Raw genomic sequence first — 18,315 nt, forward strand, 5'->3', positions numbered from 1 at the left:
CGGCCACGCGTACCCGGCGTCACCTGGCGGCCTCGGGCGCGACGGGCGGGTCGTCCGGCGGTTCGGCGGCCCCGTGTCCGCCGACCGCGGCGGCCCGGCGCACCGCGAGCGTCTCCCGGATGCGCCGCCGGGCCGCCCGCCGCTGCTGCTCGTCGCGGCGGCCCCGGTGTGCTGGTTCGAAGATCATGTCCGGCTCCTGACTGACACGACGGGCACCGTAGGCAGCCGGTGGTGAAGAACCTTTGAAGAAACCGTGGACCGGCTGTGCGATGTCCGGCCCGCCGCTTCCCGGAGCTCGCCCACATCAGTTCTTCACGGGTTTCGGGTTTACTTGACCCCCGCCACCACCAGCCAGAACGGGGAGACATGAGCGCGCGGATCCTGGTCGCCGAGGACGACCCCAAGCAGGCCAACCTGGTCCGGGTCTACCTGGAGCGCGAGGGGCACAGCGTGCTGCTGGTCGGCGACGGGCGCGCCGCGCTGGACCAGTGCCGGTCCCGCCGGCCGGACCTGGTGGTCCTCGACGTGATGATGCCGGTCATCGACGGCCTGGACGTGTGCCGGATCCTGCGCGCCGAATCGGAGATTCCGATCCTGCTGCTGACCGCCCGCACCACCGAGGACGACGTCCTGCTGGGCCTCGACCTCGGTGCCGACGACTACCTCACCAAGCCGTACAGCCCGCGGGAGCTGACCGCCCGGGTACGGGCGCTGCTGCGCCGGGCCCGGGTGGTCAACGCCGACAACCGGGCGGTGCTGCGCGTCGGCGACCTCGAGGTGGACGCCGGCCGGTTCGAGGTACGCGTCGGCGGGCGGCCGGTCGCCCTGACGGCCAAGGAGTTCGGCATCCTCGAGGTGCTCGCCGGCGAGCCCGGGCGGGCGTTCACCCGGGCGCAGATCATCGACCGCGCCTTCGGATTCGATCGCTTCGTGCTCGAACGCACCGTCGACGCGCACGTGATGAACCTCCGCCGCAAGATCGAGGACGACGTCGCCCAGCCGCGGTACGTGCACACCGTCTACGGCCGTGGCTACCGGCTCGCCGCACCGGAACCGGCGGCGACGCCGACGCCCGAGGGCACGCCCGGAGCCGGCCGGTGAGTTTCCGCCTGCGGGTGCTCTGGCTGGTCGTCCTCGTCGCGGTGAGCGCGACCGCGGCGACCGCGTGGCTGACCCTGCGGCAGGCCTCGCAACAGATCAACGACTCCGCCACCGCCGACCGGGCGCAACTCGATGAGGTCGTCGACCGACTCCGGACGTACGGCAGCCGGCACGGCACCTGGGAGGGCGTGCCCGACCTGGTGCAGGACCTGCGCGGCCAGACCGGTCAGCGGATCCACCTGGTCGCCGACACGGGCCAGGTGATCGTGGACACGGACACGCAGGAGAACCGCACCGCCCGGCCGCTCGGCACCATGGTCGGGTTCGTCGACCCGCGGCCGGTGCTGAACCTGGCCGCGTTGCCGGCGGAGCCGGCGGCCCGCAACAAGGGCATGGTGGACGCGATCGCCGCCTACCGTACCGGCGTGCGGTACGCGGCCTGCCTGACGCGGCGGTCCGTCCCTGTCGTCGCGTCACCCACCAGCACCGGAGTTCCGCAGTTCGGCGCCGACCTGAGCAGGGTCGAGGTGCGCGATCGCCCGTATGTCGACGAGATCGTCGCCGGCTGCCGGGACGTCGCGGCCGAGCCGGGCCGGGGCCTGGCGGACGCCGCCCAGGTGCAGGTCTGTGGCGCCTCCACGGTGGTACCACTGGATTCCTGCCTGGCCCAGGCCTTCACCAACGGGATCAGTGACGTCGCACCGGTACCCGCCCTGGTCTACCTCGGCGCTCGCGGCGATCCGGCGTCCGTGCTGACCGCCGGTCCACTGCTCGCCGCGGCGGCGGGCGTCGCGGCGGTCGCGGTCATCGGCACCGCGCTGCTGAGCCGGCGGGTGCTGCGCCCCATCGACACGCTCACCGCGGCCGCTCAGCGGCTCGGCCAGGGCGACCTCACCGGACGGGTGCCGGAGCGGGGCAACGACGAGCTGGCGGAGCTGGCCCGGTCGTTCAACCGGATGGCCGACTCCCTGCAGCGCGGCGAGGAGCGGCAACGCCGGCTGGTCGCCGACGTCGCACATGAACTGCGTACCCCGCTGGCCAACCTGCGCGGCTATCTCGAGGCGCTCTCCGACGGCGTGATCACGCCGGACCAGGACCTGTTCGCGTCCCTGCACGAGGAGGCGGTGCTGCAGCAGCGCATCGTCGACGACCTGCAGGACCTGGCCCTGGCCGAGGCCGGCAACCTGGCGTACCACCGGGTCACCGTGGATCTGGCCGAACTCCTGGAGACCTGCCGCACCGCCCACCACGCCCGGGCGGAGTCGGCCGGGGTGTCGTTGCACGTGGCGGCCGAGCCGGTGGCCGTGCACGCCGATCCCGACCGGCTGCGTCAGGTGGTGGGCAACCTCGTCACCAACGCCCTCCGGGCGACCGCTGCGGGCGGCAGCGTCCGGCTGGTCGCGGGCCGCACCGACGCGCAGGCGATCGTCCAGGTCGTCGACACCGGCTCGGGAATCGCGGCGGACGCGCTACCGCAGGTGTTCGACCGGTTCTGGCGGGCCGACGCCGCGCGGGGCCGCCGTACCGGGGGCAGCGGGCTCGGCCTCGCCATCGCCCGGCAGATCGTCACGGATCACCAGGGCACCATCACGGTCGCGAGTGAGGTCGGCGTCGGGACGACCTTCACCATCACGCTTCCCCGCGTCGACCAACGTGATCTTCCGTTGGGATGACGGGTGGTGGGCGCGGCAGGTTTCGAACCTGCGACCCCTCGCTTGTAAGGCGAGTGCTCTCCCACTGAGCTACGCGCCCGGAACGCCCGTACGGCGGGCCGGAGGGTGGCAAGCTTACCTGCCGGCCTCCGGCCCGGTCGAACGGTGTGCCCGGTTCGGGCGTCAGGCGGCGACGGCCTCCGCCAGGGCCTTGCGCCAGCCCTCCTGGTCGCGCGCCTCGCCCGGCATGTTCATCTCGGCGAACCGGACGACGCCGGCCTTGTCGATGACGAAGGTGCCCCGGTTGGCGATGCCCGCGACGTCGTTGAAGACGCCGTACGCCTGGGCGACCGCCCCGTGCGGCCAGAAGTCGGCCAGCAGCGGGAACTGGTAGCCCTCGCGCTCGGCCCAGATCTTGTGGCTGTAGACCGAGTCGACGCTGACGGTGAGCACCTGGACGTCGTCGTTGACGTACTCGTTGAGGTTGTCCCGCACCTCGCACAGCTCGCCCTGGCAGATGCCGGTGAAGGCGAGCGGGTAGAAGACCAGCAGGACGGTGCGCCTGCCCTGGAAGTCCGAGAGCCGGACCTCCTGGTTGTTCTGGTCCTTGAGCACGAAGTCCGGCGCCTGGGCGCCAACCTCGATCGGCATGCGAGCTCCCTGGGTTGAGTCTGGAGGTGGCAACAGCGTGCCACACCCGGCGGCGGCCGCCGCCGGGTCACGGTGGGGGACGGCTACTTCTTGCCCTTGGAGCCGCGCCGCAGCACGAGGCGGGCGCCGCTCCAGTCCCGGCCGGCGTTGACCGTCGAGGTCTGCTGAAGCCCGGCGGTCTGCGCCGACTCGGCGATCTCGCTCGGCTCGACGTGCCCGTCACGCCCGGCCTTCGGGGTCAGCAGCCACACGACTCCGGCGTCGGCCAGCGGGCCGAGGGCGTCGACGAGGAGTTCGAAGAGGTCACCGTCGCCGTCGCGGTACCAGACCAGCACCGCGTCGACCACCTCGTCGGTGTCCTCGTCGACCAGATCTCCACAGCGGTCGGTCAGGGCGTCCCGGAGATCCTGGTCGACGTCGTCGTCGTACCCCATCTCCATGACGACCATCCCCGGCTCGATCCCGAACCGGTCCGCCAGGCTGCGTACCCCGTCGGCGGCCTGACCTGCGGTCGCGCTCACTGTCGCGTGCCTCCTCATCTCGTCCCTGCTCGCGGCGTCGGGTGACGCCGTCAGGCAAAGTCCACACAGTTGCGGGCCCACGCGCAAGTGGCGCACCGGGTGGAACGGAATTTACCGTGCCAGCAGCGTACGGGCACCCTGGGTAATGGCTTCCTCCGAGACCAGAACCTGACGCGCCGCCGGACCTAATGGTACAAACGAGTCGACTCCGGCTACTCTCCGCGCTGCTCCTACATATCCGGCGTCCACCAGCGCCGCGATGATCCCCTCCCCGACCCCGCCGGACCGGCGTGTCTCGTCCACCACCAGCACCCGGCCGGTCGCCGACGCCTCCCGGATGATGTCCGCCACCGGCAGCGGTGCCAGCCAGCGCAGGTCCACCACCCGGGACCCGATCCCCTCGTCGGCGAGGACGGCGGCGGCCCGCAGCGACATCCGCACCCCGTTACCGAATGTGAGGATCGTGACGTCCTCGGCCGAGCCGACGCCGTAGACCCGGGCCCGGCCGATCGGCACGTGCCCGCCCGCCCACGCGCCCGGTTCCGCGTACTCCCCCAGCCACTCGCCGTCGCCCGGCTCGTACAGGTCGCGGGTGTGGTAGAGCGCGATCGGCTCCAGGAAGACGCAGACGGCGCCGTCCACCGCCGCGGCGGCCAGGCAGGTCCGCAGCAGCGGCGCGGCGTCGTCCGGCCGCGCCGGCACCGCGACCACCAGGCCGGGCACGTCCCGGAGTACGGCCACCGAGTTGTCGTTGTGGAAGTGCCCGCCGAACCCCTCCTGGTACGCCAGTCCCGGCACCCGCACCACCATCGGGTTGCGGAACGCACCGGAGGAGAAGAACTGCATGCTGGCCGCCTCGCCGCGCAGCTGGTCCTCGGCGTTGTGCAGGTACGCCAGGTACTGGATCTCCGGCACCGGCAGCAGCCCGGCCAGCCCCGCGCCCAGGCCCAGCCCCAGCACCGAGGTCTCGTCGAGCAGCGTGTCGAAGACCCGCGCCGGGCCGAACTTCTCGCGCAGCCCCTTGGTCACGCCGTACACCCCGCCCTTGACGGCGACGTCCTCGCCGAAGACCGCGAGCTGCGGGTGGGCGAGCATCCCGTCGGCGAGGGCGGCGTTGATGCTCTGCGCCAGGGTGAGCCGCCCGGCCAGCTCCGGCGGCTTCCCGCCGAACGCCTCGGCCCGGGCACCCGCGCCCGGCCCACCGGCCCGGGCCGCCGCCTCCGCCACCGCCGCGGCGATCCGCGCCGGCCGGCGAGGTGCGAGCGGGGCGACCACCTCCGCCGCCGTGGCGAGCTTGGGCTCGTCGAGTACCTCCTCGGCGATCCGGCGGATCTGCCAGCCCCGCTCGTCGTAGCGGGACAGCAGCTCCTCGCCGGTCGCCAGGCCCGCCTCGGCCAGCAGCCGGGCGGTGGCCAGCACCGGGTCGCGCGCCTCGTCGGCGGCGATCTCGGCGGAGCTGCGGTAGGCGGTCTCCGCGTCGGCCCCGGCGTGCCCCATCAGCCGTACGGTGTGCAGGTGCAGCACCGCCGGCCGCCGGTGCCGGCGTACCCAGGCCGCCGCCTCCGCCGCCACCTCGTACGTCCCGACCGGGTCGGTGCCGTCGGCGGAGAAGTAGCGCAGCCCGGGCCGGGCCCGCAGGCTCCGCTCGACCCAGCCCTGTGGTGAGCGGACGCTGATGCCCAGCCCGTTGTCCTCGCAGACGAAGAGCACCGGGATGCGCAGCCCGGTGTGGTCGTACCAGCCGGCGGTGTTGAGCGCGGCGGCGGCGCTGGCGTGGTTGACCGAGGCGTCGCCGAAGGAGCAGACCACGATGGCGTCCCGGGGCCACGGCGAGCGCGGCGGCACGTCGGCGCCGTCGCGGCGGCCGGTGGTCTCCACCCGCCGCAGCCGCTCCAGGGCCAGGCCCAGACCGACCGCCCGGGGCAGGTGCGAGGCGATCGTGGAGGTGGTGGGTACGACCGCCAGGTCGGCCCGGCCGAAGACCTTGTGCCGGCCACCGGCGATCGGCTCCCGCGCGGAGGCGACCATTCCGCGCAGAACGTCCCGCGCGGCGACGGCGTACGCGTCCGGCTCGGCTGCGCCGCTCGCCTGCTCGGCTGCGCCGCTCGCCTGGGCGCGGGGGGCGGCCTCGGGTGCGGTGTCGTGGCCGACGCCGATGGCCTCCGGGGCGGGTACCGCCTCGGCGGTGCCGTCCGCGCCGACCCGGTAGGCGGCCGCGCCCGTGCTGCCGGTGGGCGGTGCCGGGTCGGCAGCCCGTTCCGGTGTCTGCCCACCGCCCACGACGGCCGAGGCATCGGCGCCGGCGGAGCTGTCGGCGGGGGCGTCCAGCACGTCCGCCGGGCCGGGGGCGTCGCTGGGCGTACCCCCGTCGGTGTCGGCGGCCGGGAACTCGCCGGCGGCGAGGGCGGCGCGGGCGCAGTAGAAGGCGCCGGAGCGGTAGTGCAGCAGGGCCGGATCGGTGGGGCGCAGCGCGACGGCGACGGCGGCGTTGGCCTCGTGCCCGGCCGAGCCGATGGTGTAGAAGCCCTCACCGAAGCTGCGCAGCCAGCGCCCGGCCAAGTCGAGCTGGCGACTGGTGACCTGGGCGTCGAAGAGGGCGAGCAGCTGCCGCCCGGTCAGCGCGGCGCCGTCGCGGACCGGCTCGGCCGGGTCACGCCGCCGCTCGGGCTCGGGCAGCGCGCCCAGGCTCTCCCGGAACCGGTCGTCGAGATCCTGCGGGGTGGTCACGTCGATCAGCATTACCGACGGAGGCCAGGGTCGCCCACTCGGACACGATCCGCCCGGCGGGTCCTACTCCGGGCCGCACTGCTCCGGGCAGCCGCCGTCGGAGACCTTCCACACCAGCTCGCGCAGGGTGGCCAGCTCGTCGGTGCTGAGGCCGGCGAGGAGCCGGGAGTCGGTCATCACCCGGTCCACCCGCTCGCGCATCCGGCGGCCGGCCCCGGTCACCAGCAGCGTCTTCTGCCGCCGGTCGGCCGGGTCGACGCGGCGTTCGACCAGCCCGGCCTGCTCCAGCTTGTCGACCAGGGCGGTCACGTTGGACCGGTCGCAGCGCAGCTGCTCGGCCAGGTCGCGGGCGGGCAGCGGCCGGTCGGGGTCGAGCTGGTGCAGCGCGCGGGCCGCCGCCGGGGTCAAGCCCAGCTCGGCGATCTCGACGTCCTGGTAGTGCCGGATGGCGGACGCGACGTGCATGATCCGGCGCACCGCGTCTCCGGCCAGCCCGGAGCGGTCGCCCAGGTCGGAGCCGGTGGGAACGGTGCTCTGCGTCATGTCTCACATCCTACTTGCCAGCCAATAGTTGATTACCTCTACTGTTGGCAAGCTCATGCATTCCCGATCGAAGGGTCTCCGATGTCCGATCTCACCGTCCTGGCCATCTCCGGCAGCCTGCGCGAGGCGTCGTTCAACACGGCGCTGATCCGGGCCGCGCAGCGGCTCGCCCCGGCCGGCCTGACCATCGAGCAGTACACCGGCCTCGGCGGGATCCCGCCGTTCAACCAGGACGCCGAGCCCGAGCCGCCGGCGGCCGTGGTGGACCTGCGGGAGCGGATCGTCGCCGCGGACGGCCTGCTCATCGCCACCCCGGAGTACAACTACGGCGTCCCGGGCGTGCTGAAGAACGCCCTCGACTGGGCGTCGCGCCCGAGCTTCCCGATCACCTCGCGGGTCTCCGCGCTGACGCACAAGCCGATCGCCGTCGTCGGTGCCGCGCCGACCGGGATGGGCACCGTCCGCGCCCAGCTCCAGCTACGTCAGCTCTTCCTCGGGACCGACTCCGCGGTGGTCACCAAGCCGGAGGTCATCGTCACCAACGCCCACGAGAAGCTCACCGAGGACGGCACGGTCAAGGACGAGACGACCGAGACCCTGCTGAGCGCCCTCCTCGACGCCCTGATCACCAAGATCCGCGTCACCCAGCTCGCCGCCGCCTGACCCGGCGCCCTCACCCCACCCCCGAGCCCGCACTTTCAGAGAGAGCGTGGCCATTCCGCGTGGAATGGCCACGCTTTCTCTGAAACAGGCCCCCGGAGAGCGGGCGAGGTCAGGCGGGGAGGAAGGAGAAGCGGATCTGGCGGGTGGGGTTGTCGCCGTTGGGGTCGACGAGGCAGACCGACTGCCAGGTGCCCAGGGCCAGGCGGCCGTCCAGCACCGGGAGGGTCGCGTACGGGGGGACGAACGCCGGCAGCACGTGGTCGCGCCCGTGCCCCGGCGAGCCGTGCCGGTGCCGCCACCGGTCGTCGGTGGGGAGCAGGTCGTCCAGCGCCCGCAGCAGGTCGTCGTCGGAGCCGGAGCCGGTCTCGATGATCGCCAGCCCGGCGGTGGCGTGCGGCACGAAGACGTGCAGCAGCCCGTCGCCCTGGCCGGCGACGAAGCGCTCGGCCTCGGCGGTGATGTCCTGGACGGTCGGCCGGGACCCGGTCCGGACGGTGATCACCTCACTGCGCATACCGCGCATTCTGCCGCACCGGCTCAGTAGCTGCCGCCGCCACCGTCCGAGCCGCCGCCCCAGCTCGACCCGCCGCCGTCCGAGCCGCCGTGCGAGCCCGACCCGCCGTCGGAGCCGCCCCAGAACCCGGACCCGCCCCAGAAGCCCGAGCCGCCGCTGCGGCCGGAGTCCGACGGGACGGGGTCCGGGACGCCGGGGTCGGCCCCGGTGTCCGCGTACGGCGCCGTCGCGTACCAGCCGGCCGCGGCGTCGTCAGGGCGGGACCGGCGGCGCCGGCGCGCGTCCCAGGCCAGCCCGGCGACGAGCAGCAGCGCGAACGCGCCGAGGATCAGAAAGCCCGCCATCTCCGGTCTGCCCGCCAGCAGGCCGGCCACCCCCACCCCGATGCCGGCCACGCCGGCGACGGTCGTCACGAGCCCCAGGAGCACCAGTTGCCATCGCATGCCCGCAGGGTAGGGACGGCGGACAAGCGCCCGGCCGGCTAGCGCATCCGTCGGTCGCGCAAAGTTACTGGTGGGTACCTGTGTTGAGCGTCGCGTCTGGGGGAGCTAGACGTGACGACGGGTGCCACCAGGGGGCAGGATGGCGCTAGAGACCTATCCCACACACAACCGAGGGAACGCCTGTGGCTACGGAACGCAAGCGCCCGGTGATCACCGCTGGTCTGCCGAGCCAGCTTCCGGACATCGACCCTGAAGAGACCGGCGAATGGGTCGAGTCGCTCGACGGTGTCATCGACGAGCGCGGAACCAAACGCGCCCGCTACGTCATGCTGCGCCTGCTGGAGCGGGCCCGCGAGCGCCAGGTCGGGGTGCCGTCGCTGACCACCACCGACTACATCAACACCATCGCTCCGGAGCGCGAGCCGTGGTTCCCCGGTGACGAGCACGTCGAGCGGCGGATCCGGGCGTACGTCCGGTGGAACGCGGCGATGCTGGTGCACCGGGCGCAGCGCCCGGAGATCGGTGTCGGCGGGCACATCTCCACCTTCGCCAGCTCCGCCTCGCTCTACGAGGTGGGCTTCAACCACTTCTTCCGGGGCAAGAACCACCCGGGCGGCGGCGACCACATCTACTACCAGGGTCACGCCTCCCCCGGCATGTACGCGCGCGCGTACCTGGAGGGGCGGCTGAGCGAGCACCAGCTCGACGGGTTCCGCCAGGAGCTGTCCCACCCGGGCGGCGGCCTGCCGTCGTACCCGCACCCGCGGCTGATGCCGGACTTCTGGGAGTTCCCCACCGTCTCGATGGGGCTCGGCGGCCTGAACGCCATCTACCAGGCCCGGTTCAACCGGTACCTGCACCACCGGGGCATCAAGGACACCTCCGACCAGCACGTCTGGGCGTTTCTCGGTGACGGCGAGATGGACGAGCCGGAGACCCTCGGCGCGATCGGCGTGGCCGCCCGCGAGGAGCTGGACAACCTCACCTTCGTGATCAACTGCAACCTGCAGCGGCTGGACGGCCCGGTCCGGGGCAACGGCAAGGTCATGCAGGAGCTGGAGGCCTTCTTCCGGGGCGCCGGCTGGAACGTCATCAAGGTGGTCTGGGGCCGGGAGTGGGACCCGCTGCTCGCCGCGGACACCGACGGTGCGCTGGTCAACCTGATGAACACCACGCCCGACGGCGACTACCAGACCTACAAGGCGGAGTCGGGGGCGTACGTCCGGGAGCACTTCTTCGGCCGCGACCCGCGGACCCGCAAGATGGTCGAGCACCTGAGCGACGACGAGATCTGGAACCTCAAGCGGGGCGGGCACGACTACCGCAAGCTCTACGCGGCCTACAAGGCGGCGACCGAGCACACCGGTCAGCCGACCGTCATCCTGGCCAAGACGATCAAGGGCTGGACGCTCGGCTCGCACTTCGAGGGCCGCAACGCCACCCACCAGATGAAGAAGCTGACGCTGGAGGACCTGAAGACCTTCCGCGACCGGCTCTACCTGGACATCCCGGACAAGGCGCTGGAGGAGAACCCCTACCTGCCGCCGTACTTCACCCCGGGCGAGAAGTCCGACGAGATCGCGTACCTCAAGGAGCGGCGCCAGCAGCTCGGCGGCTACCTGCCGTCCCGGCGGACCAGCAGCAAGCGGCTGACCATCCCGGGCCCGGAGCGGTTCGCCGACGTCAAGCGCGGCTCGGGCAAGCAGAAGGTGGCCACCACGATGGCCTTCGTCCGCCTGCTCAAGGACGTGATGAAGGACAAGGAGTTCGGCAAGCGCTGGGTGCCGATCATCCCGGACGAGGCGCGCACCTTCGGCCTGGACTCGATCTTCCCGACCGCGAAGATCTACTCGCCGCACGGCCAGCGGTACACCTCGGTCGACCGGGAGCTGTTCCTGTCCTACAAGGAGTCGACCGTCGGGCAGATCCTGCACGAGGGGATCAACGAGGCCGGCTCGGTCGCCTCGTTCACCGCGGCCGGCACGTCGTACGCCACCCACGACGAGCCGATGATCCCGATGTACATCTTCTACTCGATGTTCGGGTTCCAGCGCACCGGCGACGGGCTCTGGGCGGCCGCCGATCAGATGGCGCGGGGCTTCCTGCTCGGCGCGACCGCCGGCCGGACCACGCTCAACGGCGAGGGTCTGCAGCACGAGGACGGCCACTCGCTGCTGCTCGCCGCCACGAACCCGGCGGTGGTCGCGTACGACCCGGCGTTCTCGTTCGAGATCGCGCACATCATGGAGAACGGCCTGCACCGGATGTACGGGGACGCTCAGGAGAACGTCTTCTACTACCTGACGGTCTACAACGAGCCGATCCTGCAGCCGGCCGAGCCCGAGGGCGTGGACGTCGAGGGCCTACTCAAGGGCATCTACCGCTACTCCCCCGCGCCGCAGGTGGACGGGGACGCGCCGAAGGCCAACATCCTGGCCTCCGGCAGCGGCATGCAGTGGGCGCTCAAGGCGCAGGAGCTGCTCGCCCAGGACTGGGGGGTGTCCGCCGACGTCTGGTCGGTGACCTCCTGGACCGAGCTGCGCCGCGACGCGGTGGAGTGCGAGGAGCACAACCTGCTCAACCCGGGCAGCGAGCCGCGGGTGCCGTACATCCAGCAGAAGCTGGCCGACGCCGACGGGCCAAAGGTCGCGGTCAGCGACTGGATGCGCGCGGTGCCGGACCTGATCGCCCGCTGGGTACCCGGTGACTACACCTCGCTCGGCACCGACGGCTTCGGCATGTCGGACACCCGGCACGCGCTGCGCCGGCACTTCCACGTCGACGCCGAGTCGGTGACGGTCGCGACGCTGCGGCAGCTCGCGCTGCGCGGCGCGGTGCCGGCGACCGTGCCGGCCGAGGCGGCCAAGAAGTACGCCCTCGAGGACATCACCGCCGCCCCGGTCGGCGAGACCGGCGGCGACAGCTAGCCCCCGCGTACGACGAAGGGCCCGGCGCACAACGCGCCGGGCCCTTTCGTCGTCCCCACCCGCCGACGGCAACCACCCGACGCTTTCCGAGAAAGCGTGGCTATCCGACGCGGAATAGCCACGCTTTCTCGGAAAGTGCGCGCGTGGGCGGGTCGAGGGGGTGGAGCGGGGATGGGAGCGGCGGTGGTCCGGAGCCCCTGGCGGGGACGCCGGGCCACCGCCGTCGCGGGTGACGCCGCAGGACGCGCCCGTCTCAGCCGACGGCGGCCAGGTCGGTGAGGCGGGCCAGCGAGTCCTCCAGGTCGGCGCCGACCCGACGCAGCCCGAGCCGGAGCAGGGCCGCCTTGACCGGACCGGCCGGCCACCGTACGACGATGAGCCGCACGATCGTCCCGCCCTCCTCCTCGTCGGGAGTCAGCTGGACGTAGATCTCGGTGCGCGCCTCGGCTCGGGCGCCGGCCCCCTTGGCCCGCTCCCGCCACCCGATCAGGGTGGGTTCCTGGTAGGCGATCACCTCGGCCTCGTGCGCCGCGCCGCGCCCGGCCTGGACGAGCTGTCGCCGGCCGAAGCCCTCCCCCGAGAGGACCTCGGCCGCGCGGACGCCCGCCAGCCAGGCCGGCAACTGCTCGGCCCGCTGCACGACGTCCCAGACCGCTTCCACCGGCGCCATCACGTGCGCACTGCGTTCGACGAGGATCATTTCTGTCTTCCCCCACTGAGGACATCCGCGATATTCCGCACTGTATGCGCAAATTCGGACGTACTGGGACGGGTTCGGAAAAGACACGCCGAAAACCCTTGCGTCGGCATCGCCGTCGGCCTATGGCGCTTCCCGGGCCCGCGCCCTAGAGTCCCGAACACGCTTCATGTTCCTGGGAGGGTGACTGTGACGACCGCGCCGATGCCCGCGTTCCCCGCCGGCTTCCGCTGGGGGGTCTCCACCGCCGCGTACCAGATCGAGGGCGGTGCCGACGCCGACGGGCGCGGGCCGTCCATCTGGGACACCTTCGCGCACACCCCGGGGCGGATCGCCGACGGCAGCACCGGCGACGTCGCCTGCGACCACTACCACCGGCACCGCGAGGACGTCGCGCTGATGGCCGGGCTGGGCGTCTCGGCGTACCGGTTCTCGATCGCCTGGCCCCGGGTGCAGCCCGGCGGCGGCGGCGCGGCCAACCCGGCCGGCCTCGGCTTCTACGACCGGCTCGTCGACGACCTGCTCGCCGCCGGCATCGACCCGGTGGCCACGCTCTTCCACTGGGACCTGCCGCAGCCGCTGGAGGACGCCGGCGGCTGGCTGAACCGGGACACCGCGTACCGCTTCGCCGAGTACGCCGACCTGGTCGCCGCCCGCCTCGGCGACCGGGTGAAGCTCTGGATCACCCTGAACGAGCCGTTCATCCACATGAGCCTCGGCCACGGCACGGGCGCGCACGCGCCGGGCCGCTTCCTGCTCTTCGACGCGCTGCCCGTCGCCCACCACCAGTTGCTCGGGCACGGCCTCGCCGTCGCCGCGCTGCGCGCCCGCACCACCAGCCCGATCGCCATCGCCAACAACTACTCGCCGGTGCGGTTGCTCGGCGGCACCGACGCCGACCGGGCCGCCGGGGCGGCGTACGACGCGCTGCACAACCGGCTCTTCACCGACCCGCTGCTCGGCCGGGGCTACCCGCCGGGGTTCACCGACGCCCCGGTGCGCGACGGGGACCTCGACGTGATAGCCGCGCCGATCGACGTGCTCGGGGTGAACTACTACAACCCGACCGGCATCCGCGCGCCCGAGGAGGGCGCCCCGCTCCCCTTCGAGCTGGTGCCGCTGGAGGGCTACCCGAGGACGGCCTTCGACTGGCCGGTGGTCCCGGAGGGGCTGCGCGAGCTGCTCACCTGGCTGCGCGACACCTACGGCGAGGCGCTGCCGGAGATCCAGGTCACCGAGAGCGGCTGCGCCTACGACGACGTACCCGACGCCGACGGCCGGGTGCACGACCCGGAGCGGATCGCGTACCTCGACGGTCACCTGCGGGCCGTCCGGGCCGCGATCGACGACGGGGTCGACGTCACCGGGTACTTCGTCTGGTCCCTGCTGGACAACTGGGAGTGGGCGGAGGGCTTCACCAAGCGCTTCGGCCTGGTGCACGTCGACTTCGACACCCAGGTGCGCACGCCGAAGTCCTCGTACGCCTGGTACCGGGACCAGGTCGTCCGGCGATGACCACGGTCGACCCGACGCCGACCTCGCTGCCGGCGGCGCTCGCCGAGCCCGTCGTCCCGGTGCGCCGGGGCTGGATCGCGCTGATCTTCGCCGCCAACCTCGGCGTCTGGATGGCCTTCTTCACCCCGATCCAGGTGCTGCTGCCGCAGCAGATCGGAAGGATCGCGCCGGGCGACAAGGAGGCCATGCTGGCCGTCGTCACCGGGATCGGCGCGCTGGCGGCGGTGCTGGCCAACCCACTCGCCGGGGCGTTGTCGGACCGTACCTGCCTGCGGATCGCCGGGCGGGACCTCGGCCGCCGGCACGTCTGGACCGCGGGCGGTGCGGTGCTCGGCGCGCTCGCCCTGGTGCTGCTGGCCCGGCAGGACACCGTCGCCGGGGTGACGCTGGCCTGGGTGGCCGCGCAGGTCTGCTTCAACGCGATGCTGGCCAGCCTGACCGCGGCCGTGCCAGACCGGGTGCCGGTCGCCCAGCGCGGCGGCGTCTCCGGCTGGGTGGGCATCCCGCAGGCGCTCGGCCTGGTCCTCGGCGCGGTGCTGGTCACCGCCGTGGTCAGTGGCACCACCGCCGGGTACGCCGCCGTCGCGCTGGCCGTACTGGTGCTCTCGCTGCCGTTCGCGCTGCTCACCGCCGACGATCCGCTGCCCCGGGCGCACCGGCCGGTGCTGCGCTGGCGGGCGCTGGCCGCCTCGATGTGGATCAGCCCGCGCCGGCACCCCGACTTCGCCTGGGCCTGGATCACCCGGTTCCTGGTCCAGATCGGCAACGCGCTCGGCACCCTCTACCTGCTGTACTTCCTCACCGACGGGGTGCGTCACCCCGACCCCGAGGGCGGGCTGCTGGTGCTGATCCTGCTCTACACACTGGGGATGATGCTGACCGCCGTGGTCGCCGGCCGGCTCTCCGACCGCTCCGGCCGGCGCAAGGTCTTCGTGATCGCCGCCGGGGTGATCATGGCGGTGGCGGCGCTGCTGCTGGCCGCCGCGCCGGTCTGGTCGACGGCGGTGGCCGCCGCGCTGCTGCTCGGCGCCGGCTACGGGGTCTACCTGTCGGTGGACGCCGCGCTGATCACCGAGGTGCTGCCCCGCGCCACCGACCGGGCCAAGGACCTCGGGGTGATCAACATCGCCAACTCCGCGCCGCAGGTGCTCGGCCCGGCGATCTCCGCCCCCATCGTGGTCCACCTGGGCGGCTACCCGACCCTGTACGCCGCCACCGCGGCCCTCACCCTCCTCGGCAGCGCCCTGGTCCTCAAGATCCGCACCGTCCGCTGACCGCCGGGTGGCCGCACTTTCCGAGACAGCGGGCTCATTCCGCGCGGAATGGCCACGCTTTCTCGGAAAGTGCGCGGATCTTGGAGGTGGGGTCAGCGGAGGCGGCGGCCGCGGGGGACGGGGTCGGTTTCGTCGTCGAACTCGCCGATGACCTCCTCCAGGAGGTCCTCGAGGGCGACGAAGCCGATCGGGCGGGTGGGGCCGCCGCCGTTGCGGACCAGCGCGAGCTGGGCCTGGTCGGCGCGCATCGCCGCCACCGCCTCGGTGACCGAGGAGGTCGCCGGCAGGGTGAACGCCCGGGTCATCAGCTCGCCCGCGGTCGCCGTCCGGCCGGTGGTGACCGCCCGCACCGCCTCCCGCACGTGCACCAGCCCGCAGACCTCGCCGCCCGCGTCGAGCACGGCGAGCCGGGACCGGCCGCTGTCCCGGCTGACCTGCTCGATGCGGCCCGCGGTGTCGTCCCGGCGGACCGTGACGATCTCGTCGAAGGGCTCCATCACGTCGCGGACGGTGGTGCCCTGCAACTCCAGCATGCTGGTGAGCAGGTGGTGCTGCTCGGCGCCGAGCAGCCCGTGCTCGCGGGACTGCTCCAGCAGGATGCGCAGCTCGTCCGGGCCGTGCACCTGGGCGAGCTGATCCTGCTGCTGCACCCCGAACAACCGCAGGACCACGTTGGCCAGCGAGTTGAGCGCCGACAGCACCGGCCGGGCGACCCGGGCGAAGGCCCGGAACGGCAGCGCCAGCAGCAGCGCCGAACGCTCGGCGTCGGTGATCGCCCAGGACTTCGGGGCCATCTCGCCGACGACCAGGTGCAGGAAGGTGACCAGCCCCAGCGCGAACACCAGCGCCACGGCGTGGCTGGCCGCGTCGGGCAGGCCCACCGTGTGCAGCAGCGGGCTGAGCAGGTGCTCGATCGCCGGCTCGGCGAGCGCGCCGAGGCCCAGGGTGCAGAGCGTGATGCCGAGCTGCGCGCCGGCCAGCATCAGCGACAGTTCGCGGACGCCGTCCAGGGCCGCCCGGGCGGCCCGGCCGCCGCCGGCCGCGGCCTGTTCGAGGCGGTAGCGCTTGCTCGCCACCAGCGCGAACTCGGCGGCCACGAAGAAGCCGTTGAGCACCAGCAGCAGCGCGGAGATCAGCAGGGCGACGCCGGGACTCATGCCGCCACCTCCCCGCCGGGCGCCTCGCCGGCCATCCGCAGCCGCACCGAGTCGGCCACGTGCCGGTCCACCACGAGCACCTCGACCAGGGCCTTCGGCCGGTCGCGCGGCTCCTCGCCGTCGGCGGGCAGGCTGATCTCCAGCCGGTCACCCACCTCGGGCACCCGCCCCAGCTCCCGCATGACCAGCCCGGAGAGGGTGTCGTACTCGGGGGCTTCGGGCAGCGAGATGCCGGTGCTGTCGGCGACCTCGTCGATCCGCCAGCGGGCCGGCACCACCCAGGAGCCGTCCGCCTGCCGGGCGGGGGCGCGCTCGGGCGGGTCGTCCTCGTCCCGGATCGGCCCGACCAGCTCCTCGGCGATGTCCTCCAGCGTGATCACGCCGGCGAAGCCGCCGTACTCGTCGACGACGCAGGCCAGCTGCCGGTGCCCGGACCGCAGCCGGTCCAGCACCGTCGGCAGCGGCAGCGTCTCGGGCACCAGCAACGGGGGTACGGCCACCGCGCTGACCGGGGTGGTGGCGCGCTGCGCCGGGGGTACCCCGAGCACGTCGGCGATGCCGACCACCCCGACCAGGTCGTCCACGCCCTCGGCCCCGCGCACCGGGAAGCGGGAGTGGCCGGTGTCGAGCAGCTCCACGATCCGGCTGACCGGCTCGTGCGCCCGTACGGTGTGCACGTCCACCCGGGGCACCATGGCCTCCCCGGCGGTCAGCTCGCGGAAGTCCAGCCCCCGGTCGAGCAGGTCGGACATCTCGGCGTCGAGGTGCCCCTCCTCCCGGGACTCGGCGATGATCTGCTCCAGGTCCTCCGGGGTGGCGCCGCTGGGCAGCTCCTCGATCGGCTCGATGCCGACCCGGCGCAGCAGCCGCACCGCCGCGCGGTCGAAGAGCGTGATCAGCGGACCGGCGACCTTCAGGTAGAGCAGGGTGGAGCGGCTCAGCGCCCGGGCCAGCGACTCCGCGCGGGCGATGGCCAGGTTCTTCGGGGCCAGCTCGCCGAGGACCATCTGCACCACGGTGGCGATGAGCAGGGCCAGCGCCACCGCGAGCGGAAGGCTGACCGCGGTGGACACGCCGGTGCCGCCGAGCAGCTCGGCCAGCCCGGCGCCCAGGTAGGGCTGGGCGACGTAACCGACCAGCAGGGCGGTGACGGTGATACCGAGCTGCGCGCCGGAGAGCATGAAGGAGAGCCGGCCGGTGACCTCCAGGGCCCGGGCGGCCGCCTGGTCGCCCTCGTCGGCCTGCTGCTTGAGCCGGCCGCGGTCCACGGCGACGTAACCGAACTCCTGGGCCACGAAGTAACCGGTGGCGGCGGTGAGAACGATGATGAGTACGAGACCGACGACGATCAGCACGGGTCGCTCAGGGCTCCCGGGGACGTCGGGCCGAGGGGATGCCGGGCACGACCCGGCTGGCTACTGCTGCCCTCCTGGGCAGAGGAGTCGATCATGCCGTCATTCTATCGGCGGTCGCTGAAAGCCCGCTGAAAGTGGGGACAAAGCCGCCGCTCATCCCCTATTTCCGGTGCTCGGCGAGTTCATCCGTCTCCAGCAGGCTGCGGTCCACGCGTCCCGACCGGTACGCGGCCCGTCCGATCATCTGCGCGGCGACCGGCGCGGTGACCAACTGGAAGACGGCGACCAGCCCGATCATGCCGAGGTCGGCCGCGGTCCGCAGCCGCAGCGCCAGCCCGAGCAGCAGGAGCAGTGCCCCGAGCACCTGCGGCTTGGTGGCGGAGTGCATCCGGTCCAGCACGTCCGGGAAGCGCAGCACCCCGATCCCGGCGGCGAGGCTGAGCAGCGCTCCCGCCACCAGGGCGAGCGCCCCCAGCCAGTCGGCGACCGTACCCGCGCTCACCACGTCCTCCCGGGGCGCCGGCCCGTCGGGTCGCCGGCGGCCGGCGGCACCGGGGCGTACCGGCCGACCCGGT

At 73.0% G+C, this 18,315-nt stretch carries 17 protein-coding genes and 1 tRNA gene; 6 read left to right on the top strand and 12 right to left on the bottom strand.

Annotated elements, in window-relative coordinates; all coding sequences use genetic code 11:
- Window positions 1–19 precede the first annotated feature (19 nt).
- The gene (locus ACSNN7_RS13895; protein WP_436681158.1) at window positions 20–187 is read right to left on the bottom strand and encodes a hypothetical protein; all 168 of its coding nucleotides are present in this window, start codon (window positions 185–187) and stop codon (window positions 20–22) included.
- Between the two features lie 179 nt (window positions 188–366).
- On the opposite strand from ACSNN7_RS13895, the gene ACSNN7_RS13900 reads away from it, so the two are divergent.
- Both ACSNN7_RS13900 and ACSNN7_RS13905 read left to right on the top strand, forming a co-directional pair.
- Window positions 367–1,101 carry a response regulator transcription factor gene (locus ACSNN7_RS13900; RefSeq protein WP_436681159.1) on the top strand — a complete coding sequence of 245 codons (735 nt, stop codon included), beginning with the start codon at window positions 367–369 and terminating at the stop codon, window positions 1,099–1,101.
- Window positions 1,098–2,774, top strand: a complete 1,677-nt coding sequence (locus tag ACSNN7_RS13905; RefSeq protein ID WP_436681160.1) for an ATP-binding protein — start codon at window positions 1,098–1,100, stop codon at window positions 2,772–2,774. Before ACSNN7_RS13900 ends, ACSNN7_RS13905 begins: the two co-directional genes overlap by 4 nt.
- A 4-nt stretch (window positions 2,775–2,778) precedes the next feature.
- On the opposite strand, the gene ACSNN7_RS13910 is transcribed toward ACSNN7_RS13905, so the two are convergent.
- The 5 genes from ACSNN7_RS13910 to ACSNN7_RS13930 form a co-directional block, all read right to left on the bottom strand.
- A tRNA-Val gene (locus ACSNN7_RS13910) sits at window positions 2,779–2,853 on the bottom strand.
- 83 nt (window positions 2,854–2,936) lie between these two features.
- Window positions 2,937–3,404 carry a peroxiredoxin gene (locus ACSNN7_RS13915; RefSeq protein ID WP_436681161.1) on the bottom strand — a complete coding sequence of 156 codons (468 nt, stop codon included), beginning with the start codon at window positions 3,402–3,404 and terminating at the stop codon, window positions 2,937–2,939.
- A gap of 83 nt (window positions 3,405–3,487) precedes the next feature.
- A complete protein-coding gene (locus ACSNN7_RS13920) occupies window positions 3,488–3,925 on the bottom strand; it encodes a DUF3052 domain-containing protein (RefSeq protein WP_436681162.1) in 438 nt (145 codons plus the stop codon).
- 111 nt (window positions 3,926–4,036) lie between these two features.
- Entirely contained in the window at window positions 4,037–6,664 is a 2,628-nt protein-coding gene (locus ACSNN7_RS13925) for a thiamine pyrophosphate-dependent enzyme (protein ID WP_436681163.1), read from the bottom strand.
- 51 nt (window positions 6,665–6,715) lie between these two features.
- Window positions 6,716–7,195, bottom strand: coding sequence for a MarR family winged helix-turn-helix transcriptional regulator (locus ACSNN7_RS13930; RefSeq protein ID WP_436681164.1), 480 nt, complete (start codon window positions 7,193–7,195; stop codon window positions 6,716–6,718).
- An 81-nt stretch (window positions 7,196–7,276) separates the two neighbouring features.
- On the opposite strand from ACSNN7_RS13930, the gene ACSNN7_RS13935 reads away from it, so the two are divergent.
- Window positions 7,277–7,858: an NADPH-dependent FMN reductase gene (locus ACSNN7_RS13935; RefSeq protein WP_436681165.1), complete on the top strand. Its 582-nt coding sequence runs from the start codon at window positions 7,277–7,279 to the stop codon at window positions 7,856–7,858.
- Between the two features lie 109 nt (window positions 7,859–7,967).
- Here ACSNN7_RS13935 and ACSNN7_RS13940 read toward each other — a convergent pair whose 3' ends face one another.
- Both ACSNN7_RS13940 and ACSNN7_RS13945 read right to left on the bottom strand, forming a co-directional pair.
- On the bottom strand, window positions 7,968–8,372 hold the full coding sequence (locus tag ACSNN7_RS13940; protein ID WP_436681166.1) for a YjbQ family protein: 405 nt from the start codon (window positions 8,370–8,372) through the stop codon (window positions 7,968–7,970).
- A 23-nt stretch (window positions 8,373–8,395) separates the two neighbouring features.
- Window positions 8,396–8,815, bottom strand: coding sequence for a hypothetical protein (locus tag ACSNN7_RS13945; RefSeq protein WP_436681167.1), 420 nt, complete (start codon window positions 8,813–8,815; stop codon window positions 8,396–8,398).
- A 182-nt stretch (window positions 8,816–8,997) separates the two neighbouring features.
- On the opposite strand from ACSNN7_RS13945, the gene aceE reads away from it, so the two are divergent.
- Complete coding sequence (gene aceE, locus ACSNN7_RS13950) at window positions 8,998–11,742, top strand: pyruvate dehydrogenase (acetyl-transferring), homodimeric type (RefSeq protein ID WP_436681168.1); 2,745 nt, start codon at window positions 8,998–9,000, stop codon at window positions 11,740–11,742.
- Window positions 11,743–11,995: 253 nt separating this feature from the next.
- Here the strand turns inward: aceE and ACSNN7_RS13955 are convergent, their stop codons facing one another.
- On the bottom strand, window positions 11,996–12,442 hold the full coding sequence (locus ACSNN7_RS13955; RefSeq protein WP_089013161.1) for an SRPBCC family protein: 447 nt from the start codon (window positions 12,440–12,442) through the stop codon (window positions 11,996–11,998).
- A 201-nt stretch (window positions 12,443–12,643) separates the two neighbouring features.
- Between ACSNN7_RS13955 and ACSNN7_RS13960 the strand changes: the two genes are divergently transcribed.
- Both ACSNN7_RS13960 and ACSNN7_RS13965 read left to right on the top strand, forming a co-directional pair.
- Window positions 12,644–13,954 (top strand): GH1 family beta-glucosidase, encoded by a 1,311-nt coding sequence (locus tag ACSNN7_RS13960; RefSeq protein ID WP_436681180.1) that lies wholly within the window; start codon window positions 12,644–12,646, stop codon window positions 13,952–13,954.
- Entirely contained in the window at window positions 13,951–15,228 is a 1,278-nt protein-coding gene (locus ACSNN7_RS13965; protein WP_436681169.1) for an MFS transporter, read from the top strand. Before ACSNN7_RS13960 ends, ACSNN7_RS13965 begins: the two co-directional genes overlap by 4 nt.
- Window positions 15,229–15,320: 92 nt before the next feature.
- Here the strand turns inward: ACSNN7_RS13965 and ACSNN7_RS13970 are convergent, their stop codons facing one another.
- The 3 genes from ACSNN7_RS13970 to mnhG all read right to left on the bottom strand — a co-directional run bounded on the left by ACSNN7_RS13970 (window position 15,321) and on the right by mnhG (window position 18,242).
- On the bottom strand, window positions 15,321–16,385 hold the full coding sequence (locus tag ACSNN7_RS13970; RefSeq protein ID WP_436681170.1) for a hemolysin family protein: 1,065 nt from the start codon (window positions 16,383–16,385) through the stop codon (window positions 15,321–15,323).
- The gene (locus ACSNN7_RS13975; protein WP_436681171.1) at window positions 16,382–17,740 is read right to left on the bottom strand and encodes a hemolysin family protein; all 1,359 of its coding nucleotides are present in this window, start codon (window positions 17,738–17,740) and stop codon (window positions 16,382–16,384) included. Before ACSNN7_RS13975 ends, ACSNN7_RS13970 begins: the two co-directional genes overlap by 4 nt.
- A gap of 160 nt (window positions 17,741–17,900) precedes the next feature.
- Window positions 17,901–18,242, bottom strand: a complete 342-nt coding sequence (gene mnhG, locus ACSNN7_RS13980; protein WP_436681172.1) for a monovalent cation/H(+) antiporter subunit G — start codon at window positions 18,240–18,242, stop codon at window positions 17,901–17,903.
- Between the last annotated feature and the right edge of the window lie 73 nt (window positions 18,243–18,315).

Source organism: Micromonospora sp. URMC 105, assembly GCF_051386295.1.
GTDB lineage: Bacteria > Actinomycetota > Actinomycetes > Mycobacteriales > Micromonosporaceae > Micromonospora.

Bases quoted from the DNA above. Each gene is read 5' to 3' on its own strand.
- ACSNN7_RS13900 (WP_436681159.1), top strand. From the start codon at position 367: ATGAGCGCGCGGATCCTGGTCGCCGAGGACGACCCCAAGCAGGCCAAC.
- ACSNN7_RS13915 (WP_436681161.1), bottom strand. From the start codon at position 3,404: ATGCCGATCGAGGTTGGCGCCCAGGCGCCGGACTTCGTGCTCAAGGAC.
- ACSNN7_RS13945 (WP_436681167.1), bottom strand. From the start codon at position 8,815: ATGCGATGGCAACTGGTGCTCCTGGGGCTCGTGACGACCGTCGCCGGC.
- ACSNN7_RS13935 (WP_436681165.1), top strand. From the start codon at position 7,277: ATGTCCGATCTCACCGTCCTGGCCATCTCCGGCAGCCTGCGCGAGGCG.
- ACSNN7_RS13970 (WP_436681170.1), bottom strand. From the start codon at position 16,385: ATGAGTCCCGGCGTCGCCCTGCTGATCTCCGCGCTGCTGCTGGTGCTC.
- ACSNN7_RS13925 (WP_436681163.1), bottom strand. From the start codon at position 6,664: ATGCTGATCGACGTGACCACCCCGCAGGATCTCGACGACCGGTTCCGG.
- ACSNN7_RS13955 (WP_089013161.1), bottom strand. From the start codon at position 12,442: ATGATCCTCGTCGAACGCAGTGCGCACGTGATGGCGCCGGTGGAAGCG.
- ACSNN7_RS13895 (WP_436681158.1), bottom strand. From the start codon at position 187: ATGATCTTCGAACCAGCACACCGGGGCCGCCGCGACGAGCAGCAGCGG.
- ACSNN7_RS13930 (WP_436681164.1), bottom strand. From the start codon at position 7,195: ATGACGCAGAGCACCGTTCCCACCGGCTCCGACCTGGGCGACCGCTCC.
- ACSNN7_RS13940 (WP_436681166.1), bottom strand. From the start codon at position 8,372: ATGCGCAGTGAGGTGATCACCGTCCGGACCGGGTCCCGGCCGACCGTC.
- ACSNN7_RS13960 (WP_436681180.1), top strand. From the start codon at position 12,644: ATGCCCGCGTTCCCCGCCGGCTTCCGCTGGGGGGTCTCCACCGCCGCG.
- ACSNN7_RS13965 (WP_436681169.1), top strand. From the start codon at position 13,951: ATGACCACGGTCGACCCGACGCCGACCTCGCTGCCGGCGGCGCTCGCC.